The organism is Paenibacillus sp. LC231 (assembly GCF_001860525.1).
Taxonomy (GTDB): domain Bacteria; phylum Bacillota; class Bacilli; order Paenibacillales; family Paenibacillaceae; genus Paenibacillus_AQ.
Window position 1 is genome coordinate 175,251 of sequence record NZ_JFOM01000010.1, and the last position, 26,554, is coordinate 201,804.

Sequence of the window (26,554 nt, forward strand, 5' to 3'; positions counted from 1 at the left end):
ATATTTTAGATATCATCCCGAATCTGGATACGCTTCTTACCGGGATTCGGCTGTTTCGGTATGTCAAGCTTAAGGACTCCATCCTTCAGGGAAGCAGCAATTTGGTCCTCGGCTATGTTCTGCACGTAAAATCTGCGCACATACTCGCCATAACGGCGTTCCTTCCGGACGATCTGCTGCTTCGTATCCTCTACGCTGTGATCTTCCTTGCGAACGGCTTTGATCGTTAAGTAAGGGTCAGCGTAGCTGATTTCGATGTCGTCTTTTTGAAAGCCTGGAAGCTCCGCCTCAACCAGATAAGCGCGCTCCGTCTCTTTAACGTCTGTTTTGAAAGACATCATCGAACCTTTGAACGGTGCAAACACCTCATCTTGAAACGCATCGTGAAAGACATCGTGAAATGACTTCACCAACTGTCCGAAGGCATCCTCTCTGCGCTTTCCAAATGGCATCAAATCAAACATCATAGATTTCCCCTTTCTTATTTGACCTTGTTTGACCTTACGCCTTTATTATATGCCTTGCACGCATTAATGCCAAAACCGATTATGAAGAAATCAGGACTAAAATAGCGTATTTTCAGCCGATTTTTTGAATGAATGGGTTTCGATCTTTCGATTTGACCTTTTTTGACCTTTAGACTGTATTGTTTCTACCGGCATCAAGCATCCCGGATTTTGGCGAATCATGGGGTCATGAAAAAGGCACCCTAAGGGGTGCCTTCACATTATATATATGGGAGACTGAGGAAAGTCGATACGTCATGAAAGTGCCTCGACACCGTCTTTTGCAAGACCAGCAAACAGCTGAGGTTACCGTTTATTCACAATATGATCGATTTCACTTTTCAACAAAAGGTATCGATGCACGCTTCTCATGATTGGAACTTTGGTCAGCTTATTCTGATCGACATAGCTTTTCATTTGATCTTTGGACAAACCTAATAATTGACCTGCCTCAGAAACGGTTAATACTTCTTCATTACTGGTTGCATTAAACGTTTTTTTCACCTTTAAATTCCAATCTTCGAACACCTGCATGAGATCTCAACCTTTCTTTAACGCAACGAATAAAACAAAATGGTTAAGGAGCCGTAAGAGCTGCTCCCTACGATTTGGTATCCTTGCGCTGATTCTTACGATAAAGCTTGATCTGCTGATCCGACGAAACAAGGATCGGTAGAATTTTATTGCTGCTGACCATGGACGACGCGCACTGTGAACAAATGGGAACTTCCTTGAACGAGAAGCTATCTCGAATCCAACCGTTACACCCTTCCTTCGTACAAGACCAGATCGCGGTCATCTCTTCCGGCAGATTTTCCAGTGGTTTATTCCAAGAATAAGACAATGAACTTCCCCCTTTAGCTACATTTTTAACGCCTTCATGCTGCTTGAGCTCTATTATAAAAAAAACCCCAAACGGTACGTTTGGGGATCTTTTCATGAATCTACAGTTTTACAACGTTCTCAGCTTGCTGTCCGCGGTTGCCTTGAACTACGTTAAATTCAACACGTTGTCCTTCATCAAGCGACTTGAAGCCGTCACCAGTGATTGCACTAAAGTGTACGAATACGTCTTCGCCACCTTCAACCTCGATGAAACCAAAGCCTTTTTCTGCGTTAAACCATTTTACTGTTCCTGTTTGCATAGAAACACCTCCTAAATTTATATGATTTTCTCATTTTTGGTTAAAAAACAAAAAATTCACATATTGCACAAGGTTCCTAATCAAAATAATAACCCTCTGCAATATGTGAATCTCAGGTCAAAATCCCAATAAACTTATTATACCCCAACCGATCTAAAATAGCAAACGTCTTATTCTAACGGCGCAATCCAAAAAAAGACATGGATAAAATATATTTAAACGCCTGCCCGCTAATGGGGAGATTGATGAGAAGGCCGGTAGTCAGTTTAATCTGCTAGCTAGAGACATGTCGACGCAAAAAAAGGCCATTCCCCGGCAGAATACCGGGAAATGGCCCAAGGCTACAGCTTTAAAATGTCTCGCGAATACAGCCGTGTTATGTGCTCCCATCAGGGGTTACATCTGAGCACCTGTCTGATAACTGAGCAGCTGCCGGAAAGTGCCTTTATGATCCTGGGACAGCTGCTGATAACCTCCCTGCTGGATAACCCCCCCCTGCTCCATCACGATGACCTGGTCCGCATGGCGAATGGTGGACAGCCGGTGAGCAATCACGATAATCGTCATGCTCCCTTTCAGCTGTTCCAACGCTTCCTGAATCCGCTGCTCATTCTCACTGTCGAGCGCGCTTGTCGCTTCGTCCAATACCAGAATCGAAGGCTTTTTCAGGATAGCTCTCGCCAGCACAATCCGCTGACGTTCCCCCCCTGACAGGCGGATACCTCGGTCACCGATGACGGTATCGAGGCCTAGCGGAAGCCCGTGCACGAATTCATCGGAGGCTGAAAACCTCAGCGCTTCCCACAGCTCGTTATCCGAGGCATCGGGAGCCACCAACTTCAGGTTATCCCGAATGCTCTCATTGAACAGAAAAGGATCCTGCGCCACATATCCGATCCCCCCTCGGAGCGACATCAGCTGACGTTTGTCCTCCATAGACACGCCGTCCACAAGAACTTGCCCGCTCTCCGGTTGGATCAGTCCCATAAGAAGATCGATTAGCGTGCTCTTGCCAGCGCCTGATTTGCCGACGATGGCCGTCATGCGATTGGCCGGAATATGTAGGTTGATATCTCGTAAAGCATAGGCGGGGCTAGAGGCATCGTACCGGTAGTCCACATGATGACAATCGATTCCATGCTGCAGCTGAAGTCGCTCGCCGTCTGCAACTGGAATCGATCCGACGATCTCTCGGTCTGCCTCGTATTCCGCTTGCAGCTCACGTATCGCCCGGAAGGCCGGGAAATTGGACACGAGCTGCTCGGTGCTCGATTGAATGCTGATAAATCTAGGCCATAGGCGCGAAAAGATAAGAACGATCATCAGCAGCTGCTCAGCAGGCGTACGCAGCACTTCCAGTGCCAAATATACGAATCCGGCAACCAGCAATACCGATGAAAGCCTATAAATCAGCTGGGACAAGGAATTGATTTTGCCGAATTGGATAAAGTTGTGCTCCATCCTTCGCGACAGTCGATCAAACCAGTCCATGTGAACCGGCTCCAGCCGGTTACTCTTAATATCCTTAATGCCATTGAAATGTTCGCTGATGCCAGCAAAATAATATTTCGACAGCTCTGTCGTCTGCTCGCCGATCCGCTTCGATCGCCGGATGAATCTGCGTCCGAACAGGGCAAGGAGCCCTCCGCTCAACAGGACGATGAGAGTCAGCAGCGGAGCCAGCCATAGGGCAAGGCCGATCTGAATAACCGTGAACAAGAAAGACGAGACCATCTGCAAGAACAGGAACGTGCCCTGATTCACGCGCCCGAGCTCATTAGTCATGACATGGTTGAAATCCGACCTGCGGTGCCGCAGGAAAAATCCCCATTTGGCATGCAGCAGCCCTTGATACGTTTCCATACGCAGTTTGCGAATGAATCGCTGCAGGATTTTTGCATTTAACAGGTTCTGGCTGCGCTGCAGCAAGGCCTGCCCGCCCACAATCACAACATAGAGGGCCAGCACCATCGGTAGATTGAGCTGCAATGACCATGAACCCGCAAAGTCCATCAAGGTTGAGACGAGCGGCACCCCGCTCAAATCGGTCTCGAATACGCCTATGACACCGAGAAGCGGGACGATCAAATAGATGCCGATGCCATCCAGAACACTGATGACCAGAATCATACCCATATTGAGGTAGAGCTTAAACCCAGCCATCCCGCGCATTTTACGGATAAAATAAAAGAGATCCTTCAATGTAAAAACTCCTTATCGGATGACCGCTTCAAGTTCAAATCTCCGGCCCTCGTATCCTTACCGAATATCCCGACGACGGCATATCGTTCGTGCCCTTCTCTCCCCGTTACAATATAAGAGCCGCAGCGGAGCCAAGCATGAGCCACCATCATTCCTTTATCGTCCCGACCGCTCCCCAGATATAGCGTACTCGGAATCCCTCTTCGCTCCAGCATCTTCATCGCCGCGACGGCTTTAACCAGGCACTGGCTTTCCCACCATGTGACACGGCTCATGGTATGGACGGCTCTTGAGATTTGGCGGACAAGCGAAAGCTCCTGCTCCGTATAGCCAACATACGGCGTCTCCTTCATATGTTCTCCCAGAGACGGAGATACCTTTTGAAAAGGAAACAGCTTAAACACTCTCCCCCAGGCCAGATAAACATAAGCTTCTGCCAACATCAGCTTCATGCTAACAGGATAAGACATGAATCGGCGAGCTTTCCGGTAAAGGCTCATTGCTATTTATCCACCTGAACAAGGCCTTCCGTGGCTAACTGCTTGAGAAATAATCGGACCTGCTGCTCACAGAGCTCCGGCTCGATTTCATACTCCATCACCAATTGATCCACCATATTGGAGATCGTAACGGGAGACGAAATAAGTTCCCATATCCGCCCGCCAATCCGCCCCAGATTATAATACTTACCGTTTTCGATGCTCAGCATCACCTTCTCGCCATCCATATCACTGACCAGGAAACCTTCGGATTGCACAACGAGCGCGTCCGTCGTGATTAATTCCGTACTCATGGATAGAACCCCCCTTTTTTCAGCTATATAAGCTGGTTTGAGAAATATTCTGATGATACCCGCTTTTACGAAATGGACTGCGATCCAATGATAAAAGCGATAATGCACCCTTAAATCGAAGGTTGTTTCATACGCCGCCAGAACCAGAGAAATGGCCGAAGCGGAAAATACAGAAAATGCAGTGATTTGGGTAATGGCAGCACTGAAGCATCCCGCGAATTGGGCAGAAACTTATTCAATATATACAGGGCTTTCTGTTTACCCGTCATTAATGAGAAAAGGTAACGGTTATAGCGCCATGCCACGCTTTTCTCTGGTACCGGGTTCAATTTCACGATTCTTTTAATAAAGTAGAGTGCGCTTTCTGCAAGACGATGGGCCTTTGAGTTCATAGTCAACACAGTCAGATCGTGCGGAATGTCAACTGAGAACAATCGCGACAAGAGAACGAAAGCCTGCCCTACATATTGCTGTCCCCCATATCGCTCAAAGTGAGCTCTCATATCGTTGCTGCTTATGATCGGAAGCAGCCTTGCAATATCCATCAGCCAACGCAGCCGGAACCAACCATGCCTGGCACCATGGTCGGCCAGATAGCTTAGCAAATCCTCATTGCCCAGATAATGATAAATCTGATGCGACAGCATTACATCATTCCTGCGCTCCCACAATAAATCAAAAGAAAATGACTTGTCATAATGAGGATTTAATCGCCAGTGAACTTCGATCTGTGTCGAATGGTTTTTATGCTCATAGGACAAGTGATGGCTTGTTTTTTTCCAATTTTCCAAGATACGTTCATCCTGCAATTCGTACCCAAGCTGTACCAATACCCGCTCCACCTTCTCCACGTCATCCGCATCCACCAAGATATCCAAATCCTTCGAAGTCCTGTGTGCCAAGTCCCCGTAGAGCTGCGTAGCTAGTATAGGGCCCTTAAGCAGAAGTGTACGCACCCCATGATCCTTGAGCGCCTCACAAAGCTGACTCATTTCCCTGCTTAAATGCAGCATTTTCATCACGTTGTTATGATAATGCTGCTGGAGGGATGCCATAATCTCCGGAGGAATTAGTGATGCATCCATCCCTTTAAGTTGCAGATATACAAGCGGATAAACGCGGTGGTGCAGCGCGAGTCTCATGAACATTTTCCAATCGATATCCGATGCATATTGCTTAACGAGTATTTCATCATAGGCGTTATTGCGGAGAAGATAGAGTAAAAAAGATAGTTCCTTTGAGATATCGCTCAGGTCCAGCTTAACGTCCTCTTGAAGATTCAAGTCACTCACTCCAAAATAATTGATCATAGCAAGAGTGCAGGCACTTGCTCTCTCACACCTTTATTCATGCCTGGCCGACCGATCGAGTAATAGACAAGCTTCGTTCTAGCCAATTGTTCTTCATTATATATATTGCGGCCGTCGATCAGGTACGGCGATTTCAGCCAACTCTCGATATCGGATAACGAAACCTTCTGAAATTCATTCCATTCCGTTAAAATACAAAGAGCATCCGCTTGCCAAACCGCTTCCCGGGCATTTCGGCAGTAAGTAATCCCGTCGATATCATAATTTCTCTTGAAATTATCAGTGGCAACAGGATCGTATACCTTCACCTTTGCTCCTCGCTCCATTAGTTCCGTAATAATTTCGTATGCCGGCGAATCACGGACATCATCGGTTTCAGGCTTAAAAGCCAATCCCCAAATTCCAATCGTTCTGTTCGCCAGATCACCCATCAAGGACACCAATTTGCGAATAATGTTAAGGCGTTGGTCTCGATTGACTTCAACGACGGATTTCAAAAGCTTAAAATCATAATCCATCTGTCCGGCAATTTGAATAAGGGCTTGCGTGTCCTTAGGGAAGCAGGAACCGCCGTATCCGATACCCGCTCTCAGAAAAGAAGAGCCAATGCGCTTGTCATAACCCATGCCATGGGCTACTTTCGTCACATCGGCTCCGACTCGCTCACATATATTCGCAATTTCATTGATAAAGGAAATCTTTGTAGCAAGAAAAGCATTAGAGGCATATTTAATCATTTCAGCACTGCGAACGTCCGTTATGATCATATTTTCCGTCAAAGGTTTGTGCAACTCAATAAGCTGCTCCTCTGCTCTCTTGCTGTCCGTTCCAATAATGATTCGGTCAGGATTCATGGTGTCTTGAACCGCCGTACCTTCCCGCAGGAACTCAGGCACCGAAGCAATATCAAAGATTTCATCCGTATGCTGTGCAATGATTTCTCTGATTTTCTCATTCGTTCCAACTGGAACCGTACTCTTCGTTACAATAATTTTATAGCTATTCATCGCCTGCCCGATCTCTTGGGCTGCCATCTCGATATAACTCAAATTCGCTTGCCCGTTCGGCATGGATGGTGTACCTACAGCTATAATGATAATGTCTGATTGCTTTACTGAAGCAGTCATATCGGTGGTAAAACTTAAATTGCCTGCTTCCATATTAACCGTTAATAATGACTGGAGGCCAGGCTCGTAAATGGGAATCTCTCCCCGCTGAAGCTGTTCTATCTTAGCCTCAATTTTATCTACGCAGATGACCTCGTTTCCAAGCTCTGAAAAGCATACGCCTGATACCAGCCCAACGTACCCAGTGCCAATGACTGTGATTTTCATCCTATTTCACTCCTCTAAGAGTGGATTTCATTAATTTTAATTTTACATGCTAATTCAAAACACTAATCTTGATCTCATCCCAATTCATCGCCAGTCTTACAATATCGTCCTCAATCAATTCGCTACCTGTTTGTACTTCAATGATTTCAATATCCGTGATCGCGCGTAAACTATGCCTTGCTTCAGCCGAGATGACGATAACATCCCCCTTTGCGATCATTCGAACGTTACCATCTAATACCATTTCGCCATGACCGGAAATGACCGTCCACACCTCACTGCGCAGCAAATGATACTGATAACTTAAATTCTTCCCTTCTAAAACGCATATCCGTTTTGTCAATACTTCGTTACCGTTTGGATACTTGATATAATCAAGTACGCGATATCGTCCCCAGCGGCGCTCTTCATACATAGGCCGTTGTTCTCCGAATTGGAGCACTTCCTTTATTCGCATACTGGCGCTCTTCTCAGAGACCAGAATACCATCGGGACTAGCGGCAACAATCAAATTAGGCGCACCTATGACCGTTATGGGAATATCCAGCTCATTTATGACATGGGTATTGGAGGAATCATCGGTTAAGGTTCCTTTTCCAATCAAAGGGGTATGAATTTCTTCGGTCAACGCATCCCAAGTGCCCAAATCCTTCCACATTCCTTTATAAGGCATAACAACAATGTCCTTCGCTTTCTCAACCACGGCGTAATCAAAGCTTGTTTTTTCGATGCGTCGATATTGATGAAGAAGTTCATCGTATTGAATAGGAAGCGAATGGTCCATTAAATAATGAATGAGAAATTCCAGCCGAAAAGCAAACACGCCACAGTTCCAAAGCGCCTTCTGCTCTAATAGCTGAAGCGCATGTTCTGCGTTAGGCTTCTCTACAAAATGGCTTACCTTGTAGAACTCCGTAACATCCTCTAAAATCGATGCTGATTGAGGTACAATATAACCAAACTTGGAAGATGGATGATCAGGTGAAACCCCCATCAGCCCTAGATCAGCATCTGTTTCCAGCATTAACGCTTCTAATGCCTTCACCTTCTCGAAGAAATGATCCTCAACGAACGGATCTACCGGAAGTACGACGACAACCTCATTAAGACTGATACCTTTAACGGAATACAAATAGCCCGCCGATAAAGCGATTGCCGGAAAAGTATCCCTCCGTTCCGGTTCAACGATAATTTCCACTTCATAACCGAGCTGATTTTGGAGCAGCTCTACCTGCGATTTTCCCGTTGCCACAACCGCGGATTGTTGAAGGTCCATTTGTCCTAACTGACTCCATACTCTCTGAACCATCGACTGGCGTCGTCCCGACTCCCCGTCCAATATTTTCAGAAACTGCTTGGAACGTGTCTCATTGGATAACGGCCATAATCGGTTGCCGCTGCCCCCAGACAATAGAACAATATGCATGATTAATAGCTCCCTTCAACTTCCATAAGCTTAGCGTTAATCTCTCTTGCTCTGATCAGGCCGTCGATGCTGGACTGCAGCCGTTTGACGAATACATCCTCGCTAAATTTCTCAGCATGCTGCCGAATCCATTCCGGATTCCAATCATATTGATCAAAGCGTCTAATTATTTCGGAAAGCGAGTCTATCGACTGTTCATTGAAAAACAGCCCCGTCTTCTCCGCTACAACCGTGTCCAAAGCTCCACCCTCATGGTAAGCAATGATCGGGCGACCGCATGCATTCACTTCAAGCGGTGTAATCCCGAAATCCTCAATCCCCGGAAAAATGAGCGCTTGGCAACGCTGCATATAGCGGACAACCTCTGCATCACTTTTTCTGCCGAGAAAAGTGATGTTATCACCTGCTAACTGCTCAAGCCTCTGTCGATCCGGTCCATCCCCAACCACGAGCAGCCGTCTGCCCAACCGGGTACAGGCCTCTACGGCGAGGTCAATTCTTTTGTAAGATACTAGTCTGGAAACAACCAGGAAATAATCTTCCGGCTTCTCTTCATTGATGCTAAACCGGCTAACTTCTACAGGAGGAAATATAATGGACGCATTTAATCCATACCATTGCCTGATCCTCTGTTTAACGATGGTGGAGTTGGCAATGAGGTAATCCACCTGCTTGGAGTTGTTCTTATCCCATGCCTGAAGGGGGTAGGTAAACCATTTGGCAATTCGCTTCACAAGATTCGGCACTTGCACACTGTCCATATAGGCTTCAAAATTCCACGCAAAGCGCATGGGAGCATGGCAATAACAAACGTGCACACTCTGATTTCCCTTCCTCACGCCTTTAGCATAAGCACTGCTGGAGCTTAGAATAAGATCGTAATCTTTTATGTTCATAGATCGAACCGCGAAAGGATACAGCCAGAAGAAGAGTTTGAATTTGCTCAATATCCCAGGTATGCGCTGCATCCACGTGGTATGAATCACAGCGTCTTTCAATTCGGGAAGCAGTTTATTCTGATCGACGATCGTCGTATAAATTGGAGCATCGGGAAACATCTTGTGGAATACAGCCACAACCCGTTCGGCTCCTCCCATCTGATTGAGGTAATCATGTACGATAGCCACTTTCAAATTCCGCATTATACAATCTCCTTCGCCTGCTGGCGTTCTATAAACTCGACGCCGGGTCTCGCCAAGAGCTCCTTATAAATCTGTTGAACTTTATGAGATGTCTGCTTAATGGAAAACATCTCCCTTGCTCTTTCCTGCCCATTTTGACTAAATAAAGACCATATGACCTGATCATCGAGTACTTGACGGATATAATGACCGAGTTCATCTATGTTTCCGATTTCGTACATGAACCCGCTCATCCCATGTTCAATGATCTCAGGCACACCGCCGCCTCTGGTTCCCACAACAGGAGTACCTTGTGACATGGCTTCAATGATGACTCTGCCGAAAGGTTCATGATCCGAACATAATAAAAGGAGATCCGCAGCACAGCAGATCTCCAATACATCTTCCCGGAACCCGGTAAATATGATTTTGTCTTCAAGACCAAAATCCTTAACCATCTCTTGCAATCTTTCCAGATAACGTTCGTTCTCATGCCTGAACTTGGCTTCCCCGACGATCCATAAAACTGCATCCCGTTCTTCATGAATAAGACTGGCGAATGCTTCTATGGCATCTTCTTGCCTCTTCCATGGAGCAATTTGACCGATAATGGCCAACACTCGTGCTTCTTGGGAAGTTTGTAATTCCGAACGGATTCGGTTTTTAATCCTTTGTTTCTCTTCTTTATGAAAAATCTTCAGCTCCACACCGTTATGCACAAGGCGACAACGCCCAGCTACGGAAGGATGCTCCATACTTTGTAAGACAGATTCTGAAATACAGATCAGCGCTTTAGCCGTACTCCCTGCAAACCTTTTGATAAGCTTGCCAATATTACCTTTGGGAGGCATGTCTCGAATGTGCCATACAACGGGTAGTCGATGGTACCATCTGAATAGTCCGGCCATGATACCTGCTCTTATGGAATTTGCATGGATGAGATCCACTCGGCTTTTTTTCATGAGAAGAGCAAGCTTCCATCCTGCCCACAGCATCCCTATCATATAGACAATAAGCAGAAATGGATTTCTGGTCATTCTCGCCCGATAGCTTGGCAGAGCAACAACCTCGATCCCTGTATGGCGTGCCTTCTGCAGCAGCTCCCCTTCCGGGGCAAATATAATCGGATACGCCTCCGTTAAATATTTTGCGGTCAACAGGAGACTGATTTCCGCCCCGCTTACCGTGCTTGTATGGTTATAAAAGGCGATTTTCATGTTCTGAACACCTTTCTTTTCTCGACTTCTTCGGTAAATACTTCGGTCACCGATTCTGCCACTCGACTCCATGTATACCGATTCAATACATGATCCCTGCACGCTTCCCGCGAAGGAAGGAATGAATCTTTATTCAGAACATCAATAATTTTTTTGCTAATCGATTCAGCAGTACCGTCTTTAAACATCAAATCATCCGATATCTGATGAAGGATTTCTTTTGTTCCCCCGTAAGGAGTTCCTAGTACCGGCGTGCCACAAGCGAGCGACTCAATAGTTATAAGGCCGAATCCCTCCAAAGTCAGTGTCGGCACCAAACTGATATCCGCAGCCTGATAGTACTCAACAAGCTCCTCATTGGATATTCTGCCAAGCAGTTTCACATTGGGAGAAAGTCCAAGGCGAAGGATCAGCGCTTCATACTCCGCCCGCATCGGCCCGTCTCCGCCGATGAACAATCGGACCTCAGGGAATACTCGAACCACATCCACCATGGCATGAATCAGTCGGTCGATCCCCATCCTGCGTACCAATCTTCTGATACAGAAGAGTAAAGGTTGATAGGAGGAGATGCCTAATTGCAGTCTCAATTCATTACGATCTGGATGCGGCCGGAAGCGATTATGATCCACTGCACCGGGTATGATATGTATTTTCCGCTCATCTACGCCGTAGGTTTCGGTCAATACATCACGGAAATACTCACTAAGTACGATAAAACTGTCGGAACGGCGGTAGGTCAATTGCTCTACTTGCTTTTTGATCCAATACTTTGTATTTTTTATTGCACCCGCAGTTGACTTCTCTTCTACTCTGGATTCCATTGCCCATGGTCCATGGAAGTGGGTGACAATTGGAATATGCGCTGGGATATGGTTTCTTGTAACCATGGTTGTGTAAAACGCAAAATGTGGATTAAATACATCCGGACGAAAGCTTCTTACAGCTTCTACTGCATGCCTTTGAACCGATCTCATGCGGGGAAGAAAATGATTGATTCTTATTTCTTGAGTCGCGTTATTGATATTCTGGTCTGTAGGCAGCTCCGCTCCTTTAGGCGCAACTACAAAACCCAATTCAGAATGACCAAATTCTTTCATAGCTTTGGTGTAATCCGCAAAGTAACGGTTTAAACCTCCATGCTGGATATCGATCCATCCCATTCCGGTTGAAAGCACATTCATGGTATCTCTCTTTTCTTAAAATTAATTACAAGCGGATAGTTTCGCTCATCATGACCCATTACCTTATCTCCGTAAATGTTGAATCGCTCTCTTGTAGCAGTCTAACCGGTTTCTCGCTGCATTGTCCCAAGTAAATGTTTGTGCCCTGCGGTAAGCATTGTGGCGAAGCTGCCGCAACAATACCGGATCCTCTATCAGGTTCGCTAGAGCCTGAACCATTTTGTCAATGTCACGCTTTGGTATGACGAGGGCATCCACGCCATCCGTCACAATATCGGCCGGACCTGCCGTATCCGTTGTTATCGGAGCAAGGCCGCATGCCATGCATTCGACCAACGTTTTTCCGAATCCCTCGGAGAGCGTTGGAAACAATTTAATGTGATACCCTTTTAACATGCGAGGTAATTCACTGTGTTGATATGACGGGATTACCGTAACCCGCTCCCTTACCTCCGGGTCGAAATCGGATATCACTCTTTCCTTCTCACAACCGGTTCCCATAAAGGCCACCTCAACATGTGGAAACTTTCCGAGAATGGCATTTAGAGCTTGAGTGCTGTATGTAATGCCCTTCCTATGAATGTAACTTCCTACCTGCGCAATTCGAATCACCGGCATATTCTCAAGTTCTATATCCTCAAGTGGCAGATTTAATAGATAACTTGGTATCCCGTTAAAAATAGCGCTAATTTTGAATGTTTCTTTCCCCAGCTGATCCTGCACGAAATCTTTATCTTCGGAGTTAAGGACAATCGAAAAGTCCGATCTTTTGAAAGATTCCGATACTTCCCAAATCCGGTAGCCACCCCAGTAGATAAAATACTTTTTGCTAAGTGATAAATTGCCCAACCGATTCTCTTCCAGTATTTCTTTATGCGCCAAGTGTTCAAGTCCATGACTGCTTGAGACGATAACAGGGCGCTTTTTGAAGTATGACAATACCCAACTGTCCCCGGAGGCGATATCCAGAAGGTCGTAATCTTTCCAGCTCGATAATTTCGATGCTAGCTTCCATGGAAAGATCATTTTGTCCAGGATTCCGCCGTTAAATACTTTTAAGTCGTCCATGAAATAAGTATCTACGTGTACGCCTAGATTCCTTAAGGATTCCGCAATCGCCAACCTGGTTCCTGATACACCGGAGTTCATATTATGATTAGAATTTGCAATCATGGCTACTTTCACGGGATTCACTCCAATTATTCAATCGATTTTATTCCATTCCATTCAATTCTTCTCTCCGGCTCATTCGGTATTTACCGTTCAGAAGATCCTCATAGATCTCAATTGTCTCTTTCGCAACACGCTCCACTTTATAAAAATCCAGCCCCTGCCCGGCAGATCTCTTGTATTTTTCACGGAGTTCTTCGTCATTCAACATGTTCAAGATAGCCTCTGCCAACTTTTCCGGTGCCTTAGGCGGTACCAGCATGCCCGATTTGCCGAAATCCAACGCCTCTGGTATGCCATCCACATCGGTAGCGACAATGGCACAGCCTGATTCCCTGGCCTCAAGCAGCACTAACGGAAACGGATCTTTGTGCGAAGCTAACACAAATACTTCGGACGAACCCATGTATTTTTGGGGGTTTGTTTGGAATCCTTCAAAATGAATTCTATGATGGTTCGACGATTGGGAGGCCATTATCTTAAAGCTCTCTCTCTCTGGACCGTCCCCCACAATATACAGCTCAGAATCCGGACATTGCTCAGAGACGATACTAAATGCCTCAATAAGATCAGCTATGCCTTTTCGTTCATTTAACCCGGCAACGGTAACGATGGAACGTCCCTTGAGCGGGATGCCTGCCGCATGCTCATTTCTCCTGCTTCCAATTGTTCCGTTCAGAACAACGCGGAGCTTCTGTGAATCGACTCCCCGCTTGGCCATCGATTTTGCTACCGCGTGACTTACCACAATAACCGTATCCCCTACCTTCATGTAGTCGGCGCTCTTCTGGAACTCGTTATGAACATGGGTAACGATCTTATATTTACTGAATCCTTTTAAATACCGGGAGAGCAAGGCGCCTGTCATCATGTGCGCATGAATAACATCCGGCTGGAAACGTTTGACGATGTCCCGGAAACGAAAAAAAGCCTGCATGATTTGCAGCGGCCTTCTCGTCTGATCCAGCTTATAATGCTCTATGTTATGTTGCCGCAACAATGCTGAATACTCGCCTCCCTCTGATGCCACCGCAACTTTGTGTCCCAGCATAGCTTGCTCGCATGCCACGTCAATCATGACATTGACAATGCCATTCCCGGACTGCTTAACATGATTGGCAATATGCAGAATATTCAAATGATCACCTCTTCTTCATGATCTTCCGTGCTTCCATCGCTATAACATCGATTCTTTGCTGCGTTCTTTTTGACGACGTATACGCTCCAACAGCCATAGAATATCACCTTTCGAAATGACCCATTGTTGGAACATAACGTGATGCTTTAAGGTATAGATCAGAAAAATAACCGTTATTTCTACCAGTGACGTGGCCAATAAGGAAATCGCCGCACCTTGAATGCCCAGAAGAGGAATGAATATATTCATTAAAATAATGTTCATTCCCAGCGTGGAAATGCGAATGATTGTCACGGATCCAGGTTTGCCGATGGCCATAAAGCCTTGAGCCAGAATCCATGAAATGCTCGTAATCGCTGTTTGAAAGATCAAGATCCGGAATACCGAAACTGCCTCCACGAACGATTTGCCGTACAAGAGGATCAGGAGATAAGGGGCAACCATGTAAACTGCTGTACCTACAAAAAAGGTGACAACTGCGCTGATTCGAGTTACCTTAAAGGTCAACCGGAGAGCCTCCGCCTGCTGGAGCCCCGAGGCCTTAGGGAACAAGACCGAGGTAATGGCACCTTGAATCGTATTCAACATTTTCGCAAGGTTCAAGGACACGACATATAAGCCCAGAGCGCTCGGAGACAATAAGCCGACGACTAAAATCTGGTCGATATATCCGGAGAAGGTTCCCGCTACATCCGTCCCGTACGACCTGATTCCGTATCCTAGAAGTTTCTTTCCGGTCTCGATTTTATTCTTCTGCTTCATCTTATAATGGGAAACCAGTTTAAACGTCGTCCATATGGCAATCGGGATTGCTGGAAGGAGGTATGCCACCGATGTGAGGAACGGCGTAACATGTCCTGTCACGACAAGAACGCACAGCAGGATTAACGTCCCAAGTACCGGAATGTATCTCATGAAATTGTAGAGGTGATACTCTTCTCTGGATTGCAGGGCGGCCGTATTGACCGTGCCGATCATGGCAATGGGCGACATAACCAGTGCCCAGACGGCAAATTCAATGACCTGATCGGAATATCCTTTCATCCAGAATGGGATGATGACTGCACCGATTGCCATAGCGGCACACCCGAGCAATACGCACATATATAACGACGTTACATATAGAGAGCCCTGATTTCCATCCTTTTTCTTCATGTAATACACCAACGCGGCCGGAATCCCTAATGTTAAGGAATAAGCCAAAAATCTGGGCCACATAATCATGGCAGCTTGTTCCCCTCGTCCTTCCGGCCCTAAGAACCGCGCAATAATAATGCCAGTTAACACATTTAATCCAAGGATGAATACATTGGATGCAAATATTTGAACGACGTTTCCTAGACTGCCCCAATTCCTTCTGTGCTTTATTAAATTAGTGATCGCCATTAATAGTATCCCTTCAGGCCTAGTTACCGGTCTTAAATTTTATATTCGAAGCTTGATGGAACAGTTGCAGGTATTTGCCGGACATATGCTCCCAGGAGTTACCTAGTGCATCCTCCCTTGCCTTCCGTGCCATCAATTCCAGCCGCTCCCGGTTGGAACACAGCTCCCTAAGCGCCTGAATTAAAGCAAAGGTATCGTCCGGATCCTCGATAATGACGGCCGATTGATTGGACAGAAGCTCAACGGCACCGCAGCGATTGCTAGTGATTACCGGCAGACCCGAGGCCATCGCCTCCAAAATAACGAGAGAGAACGGCTCATACCTGGAAGGGAAAATAAATATGTCAGCAAGAGACATAATCTCTGCTACATCCCGCCGATATCCAAAAAAATGTATGCGGTGGCTGATCCCTAATTGCTCAGCTAATTTGGGATATGGGCTTTTCTCGGTATATCCGAGCACTACGAGATCGACATGCTCGACTTTAGCCAATGCCAACAGCACGCTATCCAGATTTTTGCGTTTGGATTTCAGGTCTCCGGCAAATAATGCGTAGGTTCGATCATCAGCCAGGTTAAAGTCGGCACGGTTCACCGATCGTGGGTAGAATTCGTTCAAATCAACCCCATTGGAAACCACTGATATTCGGTGATCCTGAACGCGGGCATCCTGCATCAGTTCTTGCTTGACCTGTTCCGATACCGCTACAATTTGTCGGGTCCGCTTCAATGCATGGCGTTCCAAGAATGAATTCAGGCCGCTGTACACCAATTGATAGAAGCTTCTTGCATTTTTTTGCTCCCGGAACGGATGATACTTGGACTTTATCCATGCGCTGTGAACAAAGTGAACGCAGTTAATGTCGGAATTCGAGTACGTTATAAAGCCGTTTACAACGACCAAATCTATGCCTCTCCGGTTCGTCCATATCCAAATTGCAGACATCAAAGCGAACCATTGATACTTGAGCAGCATAGTTGGGATCTTCTTTGAGCCGATCTTTATCCACGTAATTTGTGGGTGGACTCCAAGCTCCTCCGCTAGCTCTGAAGATATGATGGTAACGTCATGTCCTTGCTTTATGGCTTCCGTAATGACCTCATAATTAACCCTTCCCTGCCCGTCTCCTTTCTTCACCTTGTGTGTAACGAAACATATTTTCATCGGCTTACCTCTTTCAAAACATGGTTATATCCCAATAGCGAGTTTTGAACGATGGTGTCCATTATTGCCTTGGCAATTTTGTCATGACCTGTCTCGTTCGGGTGGAAGCGATCTTCAAAGTAATCGTTCCAGCGATGTAAATGTCTTGAGGAGTCACACATAAAAACTCGTTTTGTCGATCGGCTATTTTCATAAATATCTTCTAAGACAAGTCGATATTTTGCCATGGATTCGGGAGATCCCGGAAAGAACCTCTCTTCGATATCTCCCGGTGCGAGGATTATGATCTTGGTTTGTTTATTGTGATTAAGTATGTTTTGAATTAATTCCGTTGTGTGCTGTTTGAATACGTCTAGACGCATCCATGGCTTTCCGCCCATGGCTTTAATTAGGACAACTTTTACTCTCCACCTTAATCCAGACTCCAGCATTTCCAACCATCTTCTAGGCTTTCGCGTCGAATAGTATGGTCTTGGATCCATCCAGCCGGGCTTTCTCCATCTCTTCGGCATGAACCTAAGATACTGTTTGCGCTCCCTCACGATGGATTCCGTAATCCCGTGCGCAAACACGATAATATCGGGTTGCAATTCCATTATTTTTTTTTCGTATTTCATTCTGGTTTCGTGAACCTGCATGGCGCTAGCTCCAAAATTCATGATTTCTATCGGTTGGGAACTCAAGGGCTGCAATTTCTTGTGCAATAGGTTTGCATAAGTCATCCCGGATTTGCTCACGCCGAGACCTTGTGTAATAGAATCACCCAAAAATACGATTAACACGTCATATCCCCTCCCTACTTGAGGACGTTGGTACATATACGAGCGAAATGATCAGCAGCAAAACAAACCCGCTAAATCCACTCAAAATATTGCTTGCCATTAATAGAAATAAAATTGCACAGATTGCTGCAAAGGAAATCGGGGAATAGACCTTTTCGGTCCTACTCGATTTATAGAGATAAACAAATAGATAGCCCAACAGGATAATAACAGCTAATCCCAAAGGTAATCCGAAGGTATAAAATAAGTTTAAGTACCCGTTATCAAACGCCACCAGTGTGTCTGAATTTTGAGTTAGTTTCGCCCCAAGTCCCGAGCTCCCGAGTCCCATTCCTACCGGATTAGCGATAACTGCAGAGAATATATGAGTTGAAAAATGGAGCCGCTCATTAAAGGAATGATCCTCTTCAAGAGACCCAAACGTATCGATTCGGGAAGTCACTTGGCTTGATCCTGGCAGAACGGGTAGTAAGAACTGATATGCGAGCACAATGACGATTCCCAACATCAGCAGTTGCATTTTGCTCTTTAGCTGGGAACGGATAAAGTAAGCAAAGATCATGACAGCATAAGCAATCCAACCTACTCGAACCAGCGTCAGCAGGAGAGCGAATGCCACGATCATGATCCCGACCACGCCAAACGCTCTCCATTTTTTTTGAACCGTCATGATGGCAAGCGCCAAAGCAAGAAACACACCAGCTGGACCGGGCGAATTCAACAATGAAAACACGCGAAATTTTTGTGGTTCAGGAAGGCCAATTGATTTCATCTCGGAGCTGATCATCCAAAACTTATCCCAAGGAGGAAGAGCCAAATATTGATAGATCCCATATGCCGCAACGATTACAGCGAGATATCCAAAGCTCTTCATCCACTTATCACGGACATCTTGGTCGAAGCGGCTTACGTTCACGTAAGCCAAGACCATGAATGGAACAACATAATTGAGCAAATCAAAAACGGAAGATAACCCATATTTAAGGATTCCGATGCTAAACCCATAAATCAAAGCTACTCCCATTATTTTCAACAGGAGACCGATTCTTCGATCCAGTTGTTTAATATTCTTGATAATCGGGATTAACATGGTCAGGCTTACGCAATAAGGTATCATAGAGATCATGGAGGTGTTCGTATACGTTTGAAATGACCAATCTAGCAGCCGCCTCATTTCTGGACTCATAACCCACATGAATAGCGAGTAAGGGATCAATATATGAGGACATTTAAAATAGATGTGAAGCGCCATCATCATGCTAAGAAGGAGGAGTGTGCATTCCAAGAGCCTTACATGGAGCGAGCCATTTGATCCGACAATTCCGACCATGACTCCAAGAATAATGACACACGCCAGTACTATGAAGCGATGAATCCACCGTCCCACAGCGCTTTGCGTACCGCTTATTCCAAAGATTCTCTCCATGTTCTCCAACCATCCCATCTGCCCCTTAAGGCCAACCTCACCTTTTTCATTGCTATGCCCCTTTGTAAGGGTAACAATCGTATACATTGAACAAAGCCAGGAGTGGCCTTGCTCCCTACGGCAACCACCCAGCATAGATACAGCGCCCGGTTAATCGCAGTGACATGCTTTAACACCGAATAGGTTTCATTATGCACAGCATTGATAAAGGCGGTTTCATTAAAGTTGTTTCGCTGATCCTCATCAAAACGTTCAGCAGGATAATGATCCACACATACTTTGGGATCGTATATCAATTTCCATCCCTTACTCTTAACAGCCAAACTGAACTCTAGCTCGTTATGGACTTGAGCACCTGTTCCTTTCAATTTTCCGTCAAATTTCAAGCCTTTAATAGCCTCTCTCCGAAAGCTCATATTAGCGCCCTTCAGGATATCGACCTCACGGGCGTCTCCTAATCCAATATGATGATTTCCGATAATGCGCCCGTAAGGCTTAATAACGCCAACCTGCCTCTTCCCCGCCGGAATGGGGACTCCTCGGAAATGCACGATGTCCCTGCCACCGACACCTCCTATATCAGGCTTCGACAAATAATGACGTTCCAGCTTTTCAAGCCAGTCGACATGGGGAACGGTATCATCGTCAGTGAGTACGACGATTGAGCCACCACATTGTTGGATTCCCTCATTCAATGCAGCAATTACGCCGCTTTGTTCAATCAGCACTATTTTGGTGTTCGTTATATTCATCAAGGAAAGGTGCTGCAATGTCTGATGGTCCGTGTTTCTTACAATAAGAATGATCTCGTTAGGGGCTCTTGTCTGCAGCCGGATCCCCTCTAGACATTTATGAAGAGCTTCAACTCGTTTATAAGTTGGAATGATAATGCTTATCGTCATGTTCATTCTCTAAACGCACACTCCATCATTTAATAGGCTGAGTTAGGGAATATCATAATTTTTACTGTTCGGAACATAACTTTCACATCCAGCCAAATTCCTCTTCGTTCGATATATTCCAAATCCAAAGCGAGCATTTCTTGAAAGCTTAAATTGTTCCGTCCGCTCACTTGCCATAAACCGGTACAGCCGGGGCTCACCTTCAATCGCAGCTTATCGTAGCTGCTGTACTGCAAAACTTCTCTGGGCAACGCCGGCCTTGGGCCAACAAGTGACATCTCGCCACGAACGACATTCCATAACTGCGGCAGCTCGTCGATACTGGTCTTGCGAATAAACCTTCCAATCTTCGTGATGCGAGGATCTTCCTTCATCTTAAACATGGCACCGCTGATTTCATTCTGTTCAAGGAGCTTATCCAGCAATTCCTCTGCGTTTGAAACCATGGAGCGGAATTTGTACATTCGAAACGGTCGTTCGTTCTTTCCAATACGGGTCTGATAAAAAAAAACAGACCCCTTGGGGTCCTCAAGCTTAATGAGTATAGATACGATTAAAAAGAGTGGCGATAGCAAAATAAGTCCTAAAAGTGCGAACAACAAGTCCATCCCTCTCTTGACCGTCAGATAAAGGAACTTGGATTTTTGGTCTTCCAAGGCATATTTCGCATAATTTGAAGCTCCTTCGAAAACAACATCTGCTTCGTTCCGTTGCGGACTGGGGTACATCTGTCGTTCACCTCATTAGTGATTTATTTTGCTCGAGTGCTCTCTCGAGAATCGCCTCCATACCTTGCAGCAACGGTTTGCGAAGCTCATCATTTTGCAAAGCAAAGTCAAGCGTTGTCATAATAAAACCAAGTTTCTCGCCAACATCATATCGTATTCCTTCAAAATCGTAAGCATATACGCCTTGAGTCTCGTTCAGTCTTTGTATTGCATCGGTCAGCTGAATTTCTCCGCCGGCACCCTCCTCTTGATCCTCAAGAAAACCAAAGATTTCGGGTGTCAATATATACCTTCCCATAATAGCAAGGCGGGATGGCGCTTGACCAACTGGTGGCTTCTCGACAAAGTAATCTACTTCATATAATCGGTCTATTCTCTCCAGAGGTGCTACAATGCCATAACGATTCGTCTGTTCATAAGGAACGTTTTGAACCCCGATCACGGATTTCTGTATCTGTTCAAACTGCTGTGCCAACTGTTGGATACAAGGTGTTTTGGATTGAACAATATCATCCCCAAGCAGCACGGCGAACGGCTCGTTACCGATAAAATTGCGGGCGCACCATACCGCGTGTCCGAGTCCGCGAGCTTCTTTCTGGCGTATGTAATGAATATCGACATTAGAGGATCTACGTACTTCGTCAAGTAAATCAAATTTGCCTTTGCTGAATAAATTATGCTCAAGTTCGAATGCATGGTCAAAATGGTCTTCAATGGAGCGTTTTCCTTTACCCGTCACAATAATAATGTCTTCGATCCCCGAAGCTACCGCTTCTTCGACGATGTATTGAATAGTAGGCTTATCTACAATCGGTAGCATTTCTTTCGGCATTGCCTTGGTTGCAGGCAAGAACCTCGTACCCAGCCCTGCTGCAGGGATAATTGCCTTTTTCACTTTCCTCATCATCCATTCACTCTCCAACTTTATTTGTAATATGTTTAAAAATCCCTGAAACAGTGACTTTTTAGCAGAAGGGCTTAGCTATGCCCTCTTCGAAAGATGAAAAGGACATAACTAATACTTCCAAAAAAAGGGCATTAAACCCATCCTCACATCACACCCTCGACAATGATGTCTAAGGTCTCCTAACCTACAAGACCCACAGCGTGACCGAGTGTCTACAGTGATAAAGGTGCAGTAGACATTACCTTTTTAATTCTCATTTAACTTCTTGTAACCAAGGAGTGAACAGAGCTTAAATTACCCGATTCAATACGATACCTAGCATGCGGGCATTCACATGATCCAACTGTTCTTTCGCCTTCTTAAGATGATCCTTTTTTACCTTGCCGGCAGCAGCGACCAGGATAACGCCGTCACAAAAGGAACTTACAATTACACTGTCCGACACAGAGAGAACCGACGGAGTATCCACAAGGATGACATCATATTGTTCTTTTAATTGATTCAATAGCTCCCTCATCCCCGAGGAATCAATCAATTCTGAAGGATTGGCAGGAACCGGTCCTGAAGGGAGAAGCGATAAATGATCAATCGATGTTTCAATAATGGCATCCTGAATACTAACGTAACCTGTCAGCAGCGTGCTCAAGCCTTGATGATTCATTTGGGAGAACACGCGATGTAATGAGGGCTTTCGCAGATCTGCATCAATCAAGAGCACCTTCTTGCCTTCCTGTGCGTAAGTAACTGCCAGATTGCTTATGGTAGTGGTTTTGCCTTCCCCTGGCTGAGAGGATGTGACCATAACCGTCTTTAAATCCTGATCTTTGGAGAAAAATGGAATTTTCGTTCGGAGGAGGCGGTATACTTCCGAAACCTGTGATTTCGGGTTATGGGAAACAACAAGATTAATGTCATTGGTTGAGCGTCGCATATTGATTCTCACCTACTTTTTGTTTTTCGATTGCCTTCACTCTCGCCGACTTCCTTAGGTCGCTTTTGCTAATCTTACCGACCACGGCTAGTACCGGAACGTTCATAATCTCAATAATGTCAGCTTCGGTCTCGAGCGTATCGTCAAGATAATCCAAGAGAAAGACGAATCCGATCGCGAGAATGAGCGAAACGACGAAACTGATCAGTATGTTCATAAGCGGATTGAGATTTATGGGGGCCGGAGTAATTGCCGCATCGGCTTCACTTAATATCGTGATATTATCCACATTCATGATGTTCGGAATTTGCTCCTTGAACACGGTAGAGACCCCATTAACGACCTTCGCGGCCTTCGCATAGGAAGTATCCTGGTACAGCAAGTTCATGACTTGCGAATTATTTGCCGAAGTCACGGAAATCTTCGCTGCCAATTGAGCAGGACTCTCTCCCAATTCCGGGTATTTCTCGACAACCTTGTTCATGACGGCCGATGACTTGATAATTTCCTTATAAGAATTAATGAGAAATATACTGGTCTGGATTGTGCTGGCATTTAACGTCGCTGCCCCATCCCCTGATGATTGGTTAACGATAAGCTTGGCGTTTGCAGCATAGATAGGTGTCGTAAATAGGAAGCTTTTCACGCCGGCTGCTGCCATTGCAATGATTACAATGACTGCGATTAACCACCATCTTTTTCGAACAACTCGAAAATATTGTTTGAGTTCCATGCTATTGCAGCCCCCTGTTGAATTCTGGTATAGATTATTGATTGATGCTGTTTTTGAAACCGTTGAGGATACGAAGATATCCTTGTCTTCATCCTTGAACAATACAATACGTATACAATTTATATCCCATAATTTACGATACAGTTTGTATCATGTCAAGGTTAATTTTCATTTCATTTCATAAAAAATGACACAATTCGTATCAAAACAAAAACGAACATTCTATTGTTAGCGCTTACTATTCATTAAGAATTTCATGATTTCCCTTTGAAGTAGTGTTGTCTTCACAAAATAAAAATTGGCTCGTTGATATGTGACTATCAACGAGCCGTTCCCTGGATTTTTTTGAAATTGAATCTTGCCGTCATGCTTGAGTGATTTGCAAACTGCCATTGGCAATCGTGATTCGGTATCTAACATCTGTTACGGAATCTGTTAAGAAGATACCATTACCGGATCCGCCGATTTCAAGTGAATCCGTCATATAGCTATGAGAATAAGGGGAATAGGAACCGATATGATCCCACGTCACCATTAATCCTGCAATATAAGTCTCGCCAGATTTCGGAATAAACCCTATGCTAAAATCATAAAGCAACCCCGTTTTGCTTGCCATCTCCCTTCCACGAATATGCTTCCAGTCCTTAGTCTTCCATGTCATCGCATCATTAAAAATATACTCTGCGTTCTGTGCTGAAATACGTCCTATCGATTTATATGAAGAACCACCTTCAAACTCCGTTTCCAAAATAAAATATTGCATGGCAAGATTTCGATTGGCATCCCCTTGATAAGGTAAGGTCGAGCCACTGAATTTGATTCTTATACTCGGTGAATGGACTCCGTCAGGTGTTACCTTCAATATGACAGGCTGATTACCAAGCACTTGTTTCATTTCATTCGTAATGGGAATGGGTATCTGATCCACGGTGACGAGGCTGAGAGAGCCGCCGTTGGAGATCGTCCAATTGGATAGATTTTCCGGATTTGAGAGCAGATTCGGCGCCGAAACTGGCATAAGCGCACGATGTTCCCTCTCTTCCATTCGAGCTCGTAAATCAACCGTTTTATATAACGGGGTAACTTTCCTTCGGATTACCGTATCTGGAATTACCAAACCGCAAAGATCGGATTCCTTGTCACCAGTCAAGATATCGATATATGCTGAGCCCATTGCCCCGGGAGCTGAGGATTTCCTTAATGTTCCAAGATCATCATTAAATGTGACTGGGGCCGTAATCGTTCCGAACCAAGCCGCAAACTGCTGCTTCTCACTAAGGGGTTTTATTTCATCCGGTAGCGGAAACTCCCAGGTCCCCGTATTTCCGGAATAGGTGGGCACCGACCAAGAGAATCCGAAACCAAACATCCTTAAATTGGAGGTTGCTGATTTGCTCAGCAATTTGATGGCTGCCTCTCCGCATTGTTCAAACTGAGCGCTCGTGTACATCCCGCTTAATCCCCGAACCGTGGAGGCCTGATTATACTCATCCATTTTGCTGTCTATGCATTGATAGATGGCATAAGGAGAGAACCCTAGATGCGTCCGGTGCAAGTGGGCATCAAATCCGCCGCGATGACCTGCATTCAACAGGGTACCCAGCATTACCCCGCAGAACGCGCCTGATATTCCTCCGCCTTGATAGAAATAATCCCCTGAATTAATCCGGCAGTATACACCGATTAAACCGTTCCAGCTAGAATCGTACGAATAAACATGACCATTCGTGCTGTTAAGCAGCTGGCCGACTTTTACGCCCGAAGTTCTGATATTTCTGAATATGGGCGTAGCTTTACCTGTCACTTCGATTGCCGCTGTTCCCACAGCAAACATGCTGTAGCTGCTTTGATCAAAGCTTTCTTTATCAATCCAAGTCGAAAGGTTCCTGGAATTGTAGTCGGCAATACCGGTAACCGTAAAGTCCTCAAAAATTGCTTTGTCGCCAGAATTACGGATTCTAATGCAAGGTAGCAGGTCGCTTGAAACATCTACCGGATCCCAAATGATATGGGTTCCCATCTCTCCGCTGTCCACATAAGGAGCTATGCCGAATATCCCGCGACTGTTATTCTCTATGGTTTGCCTGATGCGATAAGTACCTGCTGGTACAAACATTTTATAACGCTTGTCACACATGCTCATTGCTGCCTGGAAAGCTGCGGTATCATCTGTTTTGCCGTCACCGACAGCGCCAAACCATTTAACATTGATCCCATGGTTTTTCATTTCCTCATCTAACATAACAAAGTTAGAGCTGAGTTCTTCCGGAAGTATTGGATCTGTGGGCGACCATGTATTCATCTTCATATAATCCGTCCGCTGTGTAGCCATGATAAACTCCTCCTAGCTGCTATCGTAGAATCCATTCCGTAACGCTAAAACTAGGATACCTTTAGAAGAAAACACTCACCGAATACAAAACCAGCTATGGGTTAACCTTGAAATAAATCTGTGGCTGCTATAATATACAAACTTAATTAGATACATTATGTATCAACGATCGTACATGTTCCTGTGTTTAACAAAAATGTAATAGTAATTGAAGCAATATCAAGAAAAGGGGCTATCCTATGCGTATCGTTCTTATGGTTATCTGGGCAATTGTCCTATTTATATTCACATGCTCAGTTAACTTCAATCTTCTGATCCAATATCATATTATTGATTTTCAGCTCAATCCAAATCCCAATTGGTCGGAATTGCTAAAGCTTGATTTCCAATGGGATAGCCACGACTGGGTTTTGCGGAAAATAGGCCATTTCATCGGTTTCTTTATTCTTGCCTTGCTCGCTTCAAATTTCGGGAAATATAAATCGGCTTTTTATTTATCTATCATTTACGCTGCCTTAACAGAGACCCTCCAGCTCTTCTTTTTTCGGGGTGGCCGGATCTATGATGTGATCAATGACTCCTTCGGTGTTCTCCTGGCTTATTTTTGCTGTCTCATCCTGTTCCGTAAGAGCTCTAGGAGGAGACGAAGCGTTAATCTTGTTATTTCAACCAATTCAAATCATCCAAAACAAGGAGAAAAAAAACATTGATACGAT

Annotated in this window: 26 protein-coding genes; 1 reads left to right on the forward strand and 25 read right to left on the reverse strand. The window is 45.2% G+C overall.

The genetic code is table 11. The annotated features are described in order from the left end of the window. Positions 1-5 precede the first annotated feature (5 nt). From AK95_RS06855 to AK95_RS06975, 25 genes are all read right to left on the reverse strand, one after another. Positions 6-464, reverse strand: coding sequence for an Hsp20/alpha crystallin family protein (locus AK95_RS06855; protein ID WP_071219232.1), 459 nt, complete (start codon positions 462-464; stop codon positions 6-8). A 348-nt stretch (positions 465-812) separates the two neighbouring features. Next, positions 813-1,040 (reverse strand): helix-turn-helix domain-containing protein, encoded by a 228-nt coding sequence (locus AK95_RS06860; protein WP_071219233.1) that lies wholly within the window; start codon positions 1,038-1,040, stop codon positions 813-815. Between the two features lie 67 nt (positions 1,041-1,107). After that, positions 1,108-1,350: a cold-shock protein gene (locus tag AK95_RS06865; RefSeq protein ID WP_071219234.1), complete on the reverse strand. Its 243-nt coding sequence runs from the start codon at positions 1,348-1,350 to the stop codon at positions 1,108-1,110. A gap of 100 nt (positions 1,351-1,450) precedes the next feature. After that, positions 1,451-1,651 (reverse strand): cold-shock protein, encoded by a 201-nt coding sequence (locus tag AK95_RS06870; RefSeq protein WP_006207692.1) that lies wholly within the window; start codon positions 1,649-1,651, stop codon positions 1,451-1,453. A gap of 396 nt (positions 1,652-2,047) precedes the next feature. Continuing rightward, positions 2,048-3,853 carry an ABC transporter ATP-binding protein gene (locus tag AK95_RS06875; protein ID WP_071219235.1) on the reverse strand — a complete coding sequence of 602 codons (1,806 nt, stop codon included), beginning with the start codon at positions 3,851-3,853 and terminating at the stop codon, positions 2,048-2,050. Next, on the reverse strand, positions 3,850-4,353 hold the full coding sequence (locus AK95_RS06880; RefSeq protein WP_071219236.1) for a lasso peptide biosynthesis B2 protein: 504 nt from the start codon (positions 4,351-4,353) through the stop codon (positions 3,850-3,852). Before AK95_RS06880 ends, AK95_RS06875 begins: the two co-directional genes overlap by 4 nt. A gap of 2 nt (positions 4,354-4,355) precedes the next feature. Further along, positions 4,356-4,646, reverse strand: a complete 291-nt coding sequence (locus AK95_RS06885; RefSeq protein WP_071219237.1) for a lasso peptide biosynthesis PqqD family chaperone — start codon at positions 4,644-4,646, stop codon at positions 4,356-4,358. Positions 4,647-4,756: 110 nt separating this feature from the next. Further along, entirely contained in the window at positions 4,757-5,929 is a 1,173-nt protein-coding gene (locus tag AK95_RS06890) for a nucleotidyltransferase domain-containing protein (protein ID WP_162487548.1), read from the reverse strand. 23 nt (positions 5,930-5,952) lie between these two features. Then, the gene (locus tag AK95_RS06895) at positions 5,953-7,290 is read right to left on the reverse strand and encodes a UDP-glucose dehydrogenase family protein (protein WP_071219239.1); all 1,338 of its coding nucleotides are present in this window, start codon (positions 7,288-7,290) and stop codon (positions 5,953-5,955) included. A gap of 49 nt (positions 7,291-7,339) precedes the next feature. Continuing rightward, entirely contained in the window at positions 7,340-8,716 is a 1,377-nt protein-coding gene (locus AK95_RS06900) for a sugar phosphate nucleotidyltransferase (protein WP_071219240.1), read from the reverse strand. Positions 8,717-8,718: 2 nt separating this feature from the next. Next, a complete protein-coding gene (locus AK95_RS06905) occupies positions 8,719-9,858 on the reverse strand; it encodes a glycosyltransferase (RefSeq protein ID WP_083397546.1) in 1,140 nt (379 codons plus the stop codon). After that, positions 9,858-11,054: a glycosyltransferase family 4 protein gene (locus AK95_RS06910; protein ID WP_071219241.1), complete on the reverse strand. Its 1,197-nt coding sequence runs from the start codon at positions 11,052-11,054 to the stop codon at positions 9,858-9,860. Before AK95_RS06910 ends, AK95_RS06905 begins: the two co-directional genes overlap by 1 nt. After that, positions 11,051-12,238, reverse strand: a complete 1,188-nt coding sequence (locus AK95_RS06915) for a glycosyltransferase family 4 protein (RefSeq protein ID WP_071219242.1) — start codon at positions 12,236-12,238, stop codon at positions 11,051-11,053. Before AK95_RS06915 ends, AK95_RS06910 begins: the two co-directional genes overlap by 4 nt. A gap of 63 nt (positions 12,239-12,301) precedes the next feature. Continuing rightward, a complete protein-coding gene (locus tag AK95_RS06920) occupies positions 12,302-13,423 on the reverse strand; it encodes a glycosyltransferase family 4 protein (RefSeq protein ID WP_071219243.1) in 1,122 nt (373 codons plus the stop codon). A gap of 28 nt (positions 13,424-13,451) precedes the next feature. Continuing rightward, positions 13,452-14,546, reverse strand: a complete 1,095-nt coding sequence (locus AK95_RS06925; RefSeq protein ID WP_071219244.1) for a glycosyltransferase family 4 protein — start codon at positions 14,544-14,546, stop codon at positions 13,452-13,454. A 39-nt stretch (positions 14,547-14,585) separates the two neighbouring features. After that, entirely contained in the window at positions 14,586-15,932 is a 1,347-nt protein-coding gene (locus tag AK95_RS06930; protein WP_071219245.1) for a lipopolysaccharide biosynthesis protein, read from the reverse strand. Positions 15,933-15,951: 19 nt separating this feature from the next. Beyond that, entirely contained in the window at positions 15,952-17,097 is a 1,146-nt protein-coding gene (locus tag AK95_RS06935; protein ID WP_071219246.1) for a glycosyltransferase family 4 protein, read from the reverse strand. Further along, positions 17,094-17,879, reverse strand: coding sequence for an SGNH/GDSL hydrolase family protein (locus AK95_RS06940; RefSeq protein WP_071219247.1), 786 nt, complete (start codon positions 17,877-17,879; stop codon positions 17,094-17,096). Before AK95_RS06940 ends, AK95_RS06935 begins: the two co-directional genes overlap by 4 nt. 1 nt (position 17,880) lies before the next feature. Beyond that, on the reverse strand, positions 17,881-19,305 hold the full coding sequence (locus AK95_RS06945) for an O-antigen ligase family protein (protein WP_071219248.1): 1,425 nt from the start codon (positions 19,303-19,305) through the stop codon (positions 17,881-17,883). Beyond that, positions 19,284-20,213 (reverse strand): glycosyltransferase family 2 protein, encoded by a 930-nt coding sequence (locus AK95_RS06950; RefSeq protein ID WP_235613035.1) that lies wholly within the window; start codon positions 20,211-20,213, stop codon positions 19,284-19,286. The genes AK95_RS06945 and AK95_RS06950 overlap by 22 nt, the downstream gene beginning before the upstream one ends. A gap of 23 nt (positions 20,214-20,236) precedes the next feature. Continuing rightward, positions 20,237-20,935: a sugar transferase gene (locus AK95_RS06955; RefSeq protein WP_071219249.1), complete on the reverse strand. Its 699-nt coding sequence runs from the start codon at positions 20,933-20,935 to the stop codon at positions 20,237-20,239. Positions 20,936-20,942: 7 nt separating this feature from the next. Then, on the reverse strand, positions 20,943-21,842 hold the full coding sequence (galU, locus tag AK95_RS06960; RefSeq protein ID WP_481855819.1) for a UTP--glucose-1-phosphate uridylyltransferase GalU: 900 nt from the start codon (positions 21,840-21,842) through the stop codon (positions 20,943-20,945). 289 nt (positions 21,843-22,131) lie between these two features. Further along, positions 22,132-22,773 (reverse strand): CpsD/CapB family tyrosine-protein kinase, encoded by a 642-nt coding sequence (locus tag AK95_RS06965; protein ID WP_071219250.1) that lies wholly within the window; start codon positions 22,771-22,773, stop codon positions 22,132-22,134. Continuing rightward, entirely contained in the window at positions 22,754-23,506 is a 753-nt protein-coding gene (locus AK95_RS06970) for a YveK family protein (RefSeq protein ID WP_071219251.1), read from the reverse strand. The genes AK95_RS06965 and AK95_RS06970 overlap by 20 nt, the downstream gene beginning before the upstream one ends. 364 nt (positions 23,507-23,870) lie before the next feature. Continuing rightward, positions 23,871-25,814, reverse strand: a complete 1,944-nt coding sequence (locus AK95_RS06975) for a glycosyl hydrolase family 28-related protein (RefSeq protein ID WP_162487550.1) — start codon at positions 25,812-25,814, stop codon at positions 23,871-23,873. Positions 25,815-26,077: 263 nt separating this feature from the next. Here AK95_RS06975 and AK95_RS06980 point away from each other — a divergent pair, with 263 nt between their 5' ends. After that, the gene (locus AK95_RS06980) at positions 26,078-26,548 is read left to right on the forward strand and encodes a VanZ family protein (protein WP_071219253.1); all 471 of its coding nucleotides are present in this window, start codon (positions 26,078-26,080) and stop codon (positions 26,546-26,548) included. Positions 26,549-26,554 lie beyond the last annotated feature (6 nt).

Coding starts and splice junctions, on each gene's coding strand:
- AK95_RS06855 (WP_071219232.1), bottom strand. CDS start 464: ATGTTTGATTTGATGCCATTTGGAAAGCGCAGAGAGGATGCCTTCGGA.
- AK95_RS06860 (WP_071219233.1), bottom strand. CDS start 1,040: ATGCAGGTGTTCGAAGATTGGAATTTAAAGGTGAAAAAAACGTTTAAT.
- AK95_RS06870 (WP_006207692.1), bottom strand. CDS start 1,651: ATGCAAACAGGAACAGTAAAATGGTTTAACGCAGAAAAAGGCTTTGGT.
- AK95_RS06880 (WP_071219236.1), bottom strand. CDS start 4,353: ATGAGCCTTTACCGGAAAGCTCGCCGATTCATGTCTTATCCTGTTAGC.
- AK95_RS06885 (WP_071219237.1), bottom strand. CDS start 4,646: ATGAGTACGGAATTAATCACGACGGACGCGCTCGTTGTGCAATCCGAA.
- AK95_RS06895 (WP_071219239.1), bottom strand. CDS start 7,290: ATGAAAATCACAGTCATTGGCACTGGGTACGTTGGGCTGGTATCAGGC.
- AK95_RS06900 (WP_071219240.1), bottom strand. CDS start 8,716: ATGCATATTGTTCTATTGTCTGGGGGCAGCGGCAACCGATTATGGCCG.
- AK95_RS06905 (WP_083397546.1), bottom strand. CDS start 9,858: ATGCGGAATTTGAAAGTGGCTATCGTACATGATTACCTCAATCAGATG.
- AK95_RS06910 (WP_071219241.1), bottom strand. CDS start 11,054: ATGAAAATCGCCTTTTATAACCATACAAGCACGGTAAGCGGGGCGGAA.
- AK95_RS06915 (WP_071219242.1), bottom strand. CDS start 12,238: ATGAATGTGCTTTCAACCGGAATGGGATGGATCGATATCCAGCATGGA.
- AK95_RS06930 (WP_071219245.1), bottom strand. CDS start 15,932: ATGGCGATCACTAATTTAATAAAGCACAGAAGGAATTGGGGCAGTCTA.
- AK95_RS06935 (WP_071219246.1), bottom strand. CDS start 17,097: ATGAAAATATGTTTCGTTACACACAAGGTGAAGAAAGGAGACGGGCAG.
- AK95_RS06945 (WP_071219248.1), bottom strand. CDS start 19,305: ATGGAGAGAATCTTTGGAATAAGCGGTACGCAAAGCGCTGTGGGACGG.
- AK95_RS06950 (WP_235613035.1), bottom strand. CDS start 20,213: ATGAACATGACGATAAGCATTATCATTCCAACTTATAAACGAGTTGAA.
- AK95_RS06955 (WP_071219249.1), bottom strand. CDS start 20,935: ATGTACCCCAGTCCGCAACGGAACGAAGCAGATGTTGTTTTCGAAGGA.
- galU (WP_481855819.1), bottom strand. CDS start 21,842: ATGATGAGGAAAGTGAAAAAGGCAATTATCCCTGCAGCAGGGCTGGGT.
- AK95_RS06965 (WP_071219250.1), bottom strand. CDS start 22,773: ATGCGACGCTCAACCAATGACATTAATCTTGTTGTTTCCCATAACCCG.
- AK95_RS06970 (WP_071219251.1), bottom strand. CDS start 23,506: ATGGAACTCAAACAATATTTTCGAGTTGTTCGAAAAAGATGGTGGTTA.
- AK95_RS06975 (WP_162487550.1), bottom strand. CDS start 25,814: ATGAAGATGAATACATGGTCGCCCACAGATCCAATACTTCCGGAAGAA.
- AK95_RS06980 (WP_071219253.1), top strand. CDS start 26,078: ATGCGTATCGTTCTTATGGTTATCTGGGCAATTGTCCTATTTATATTC.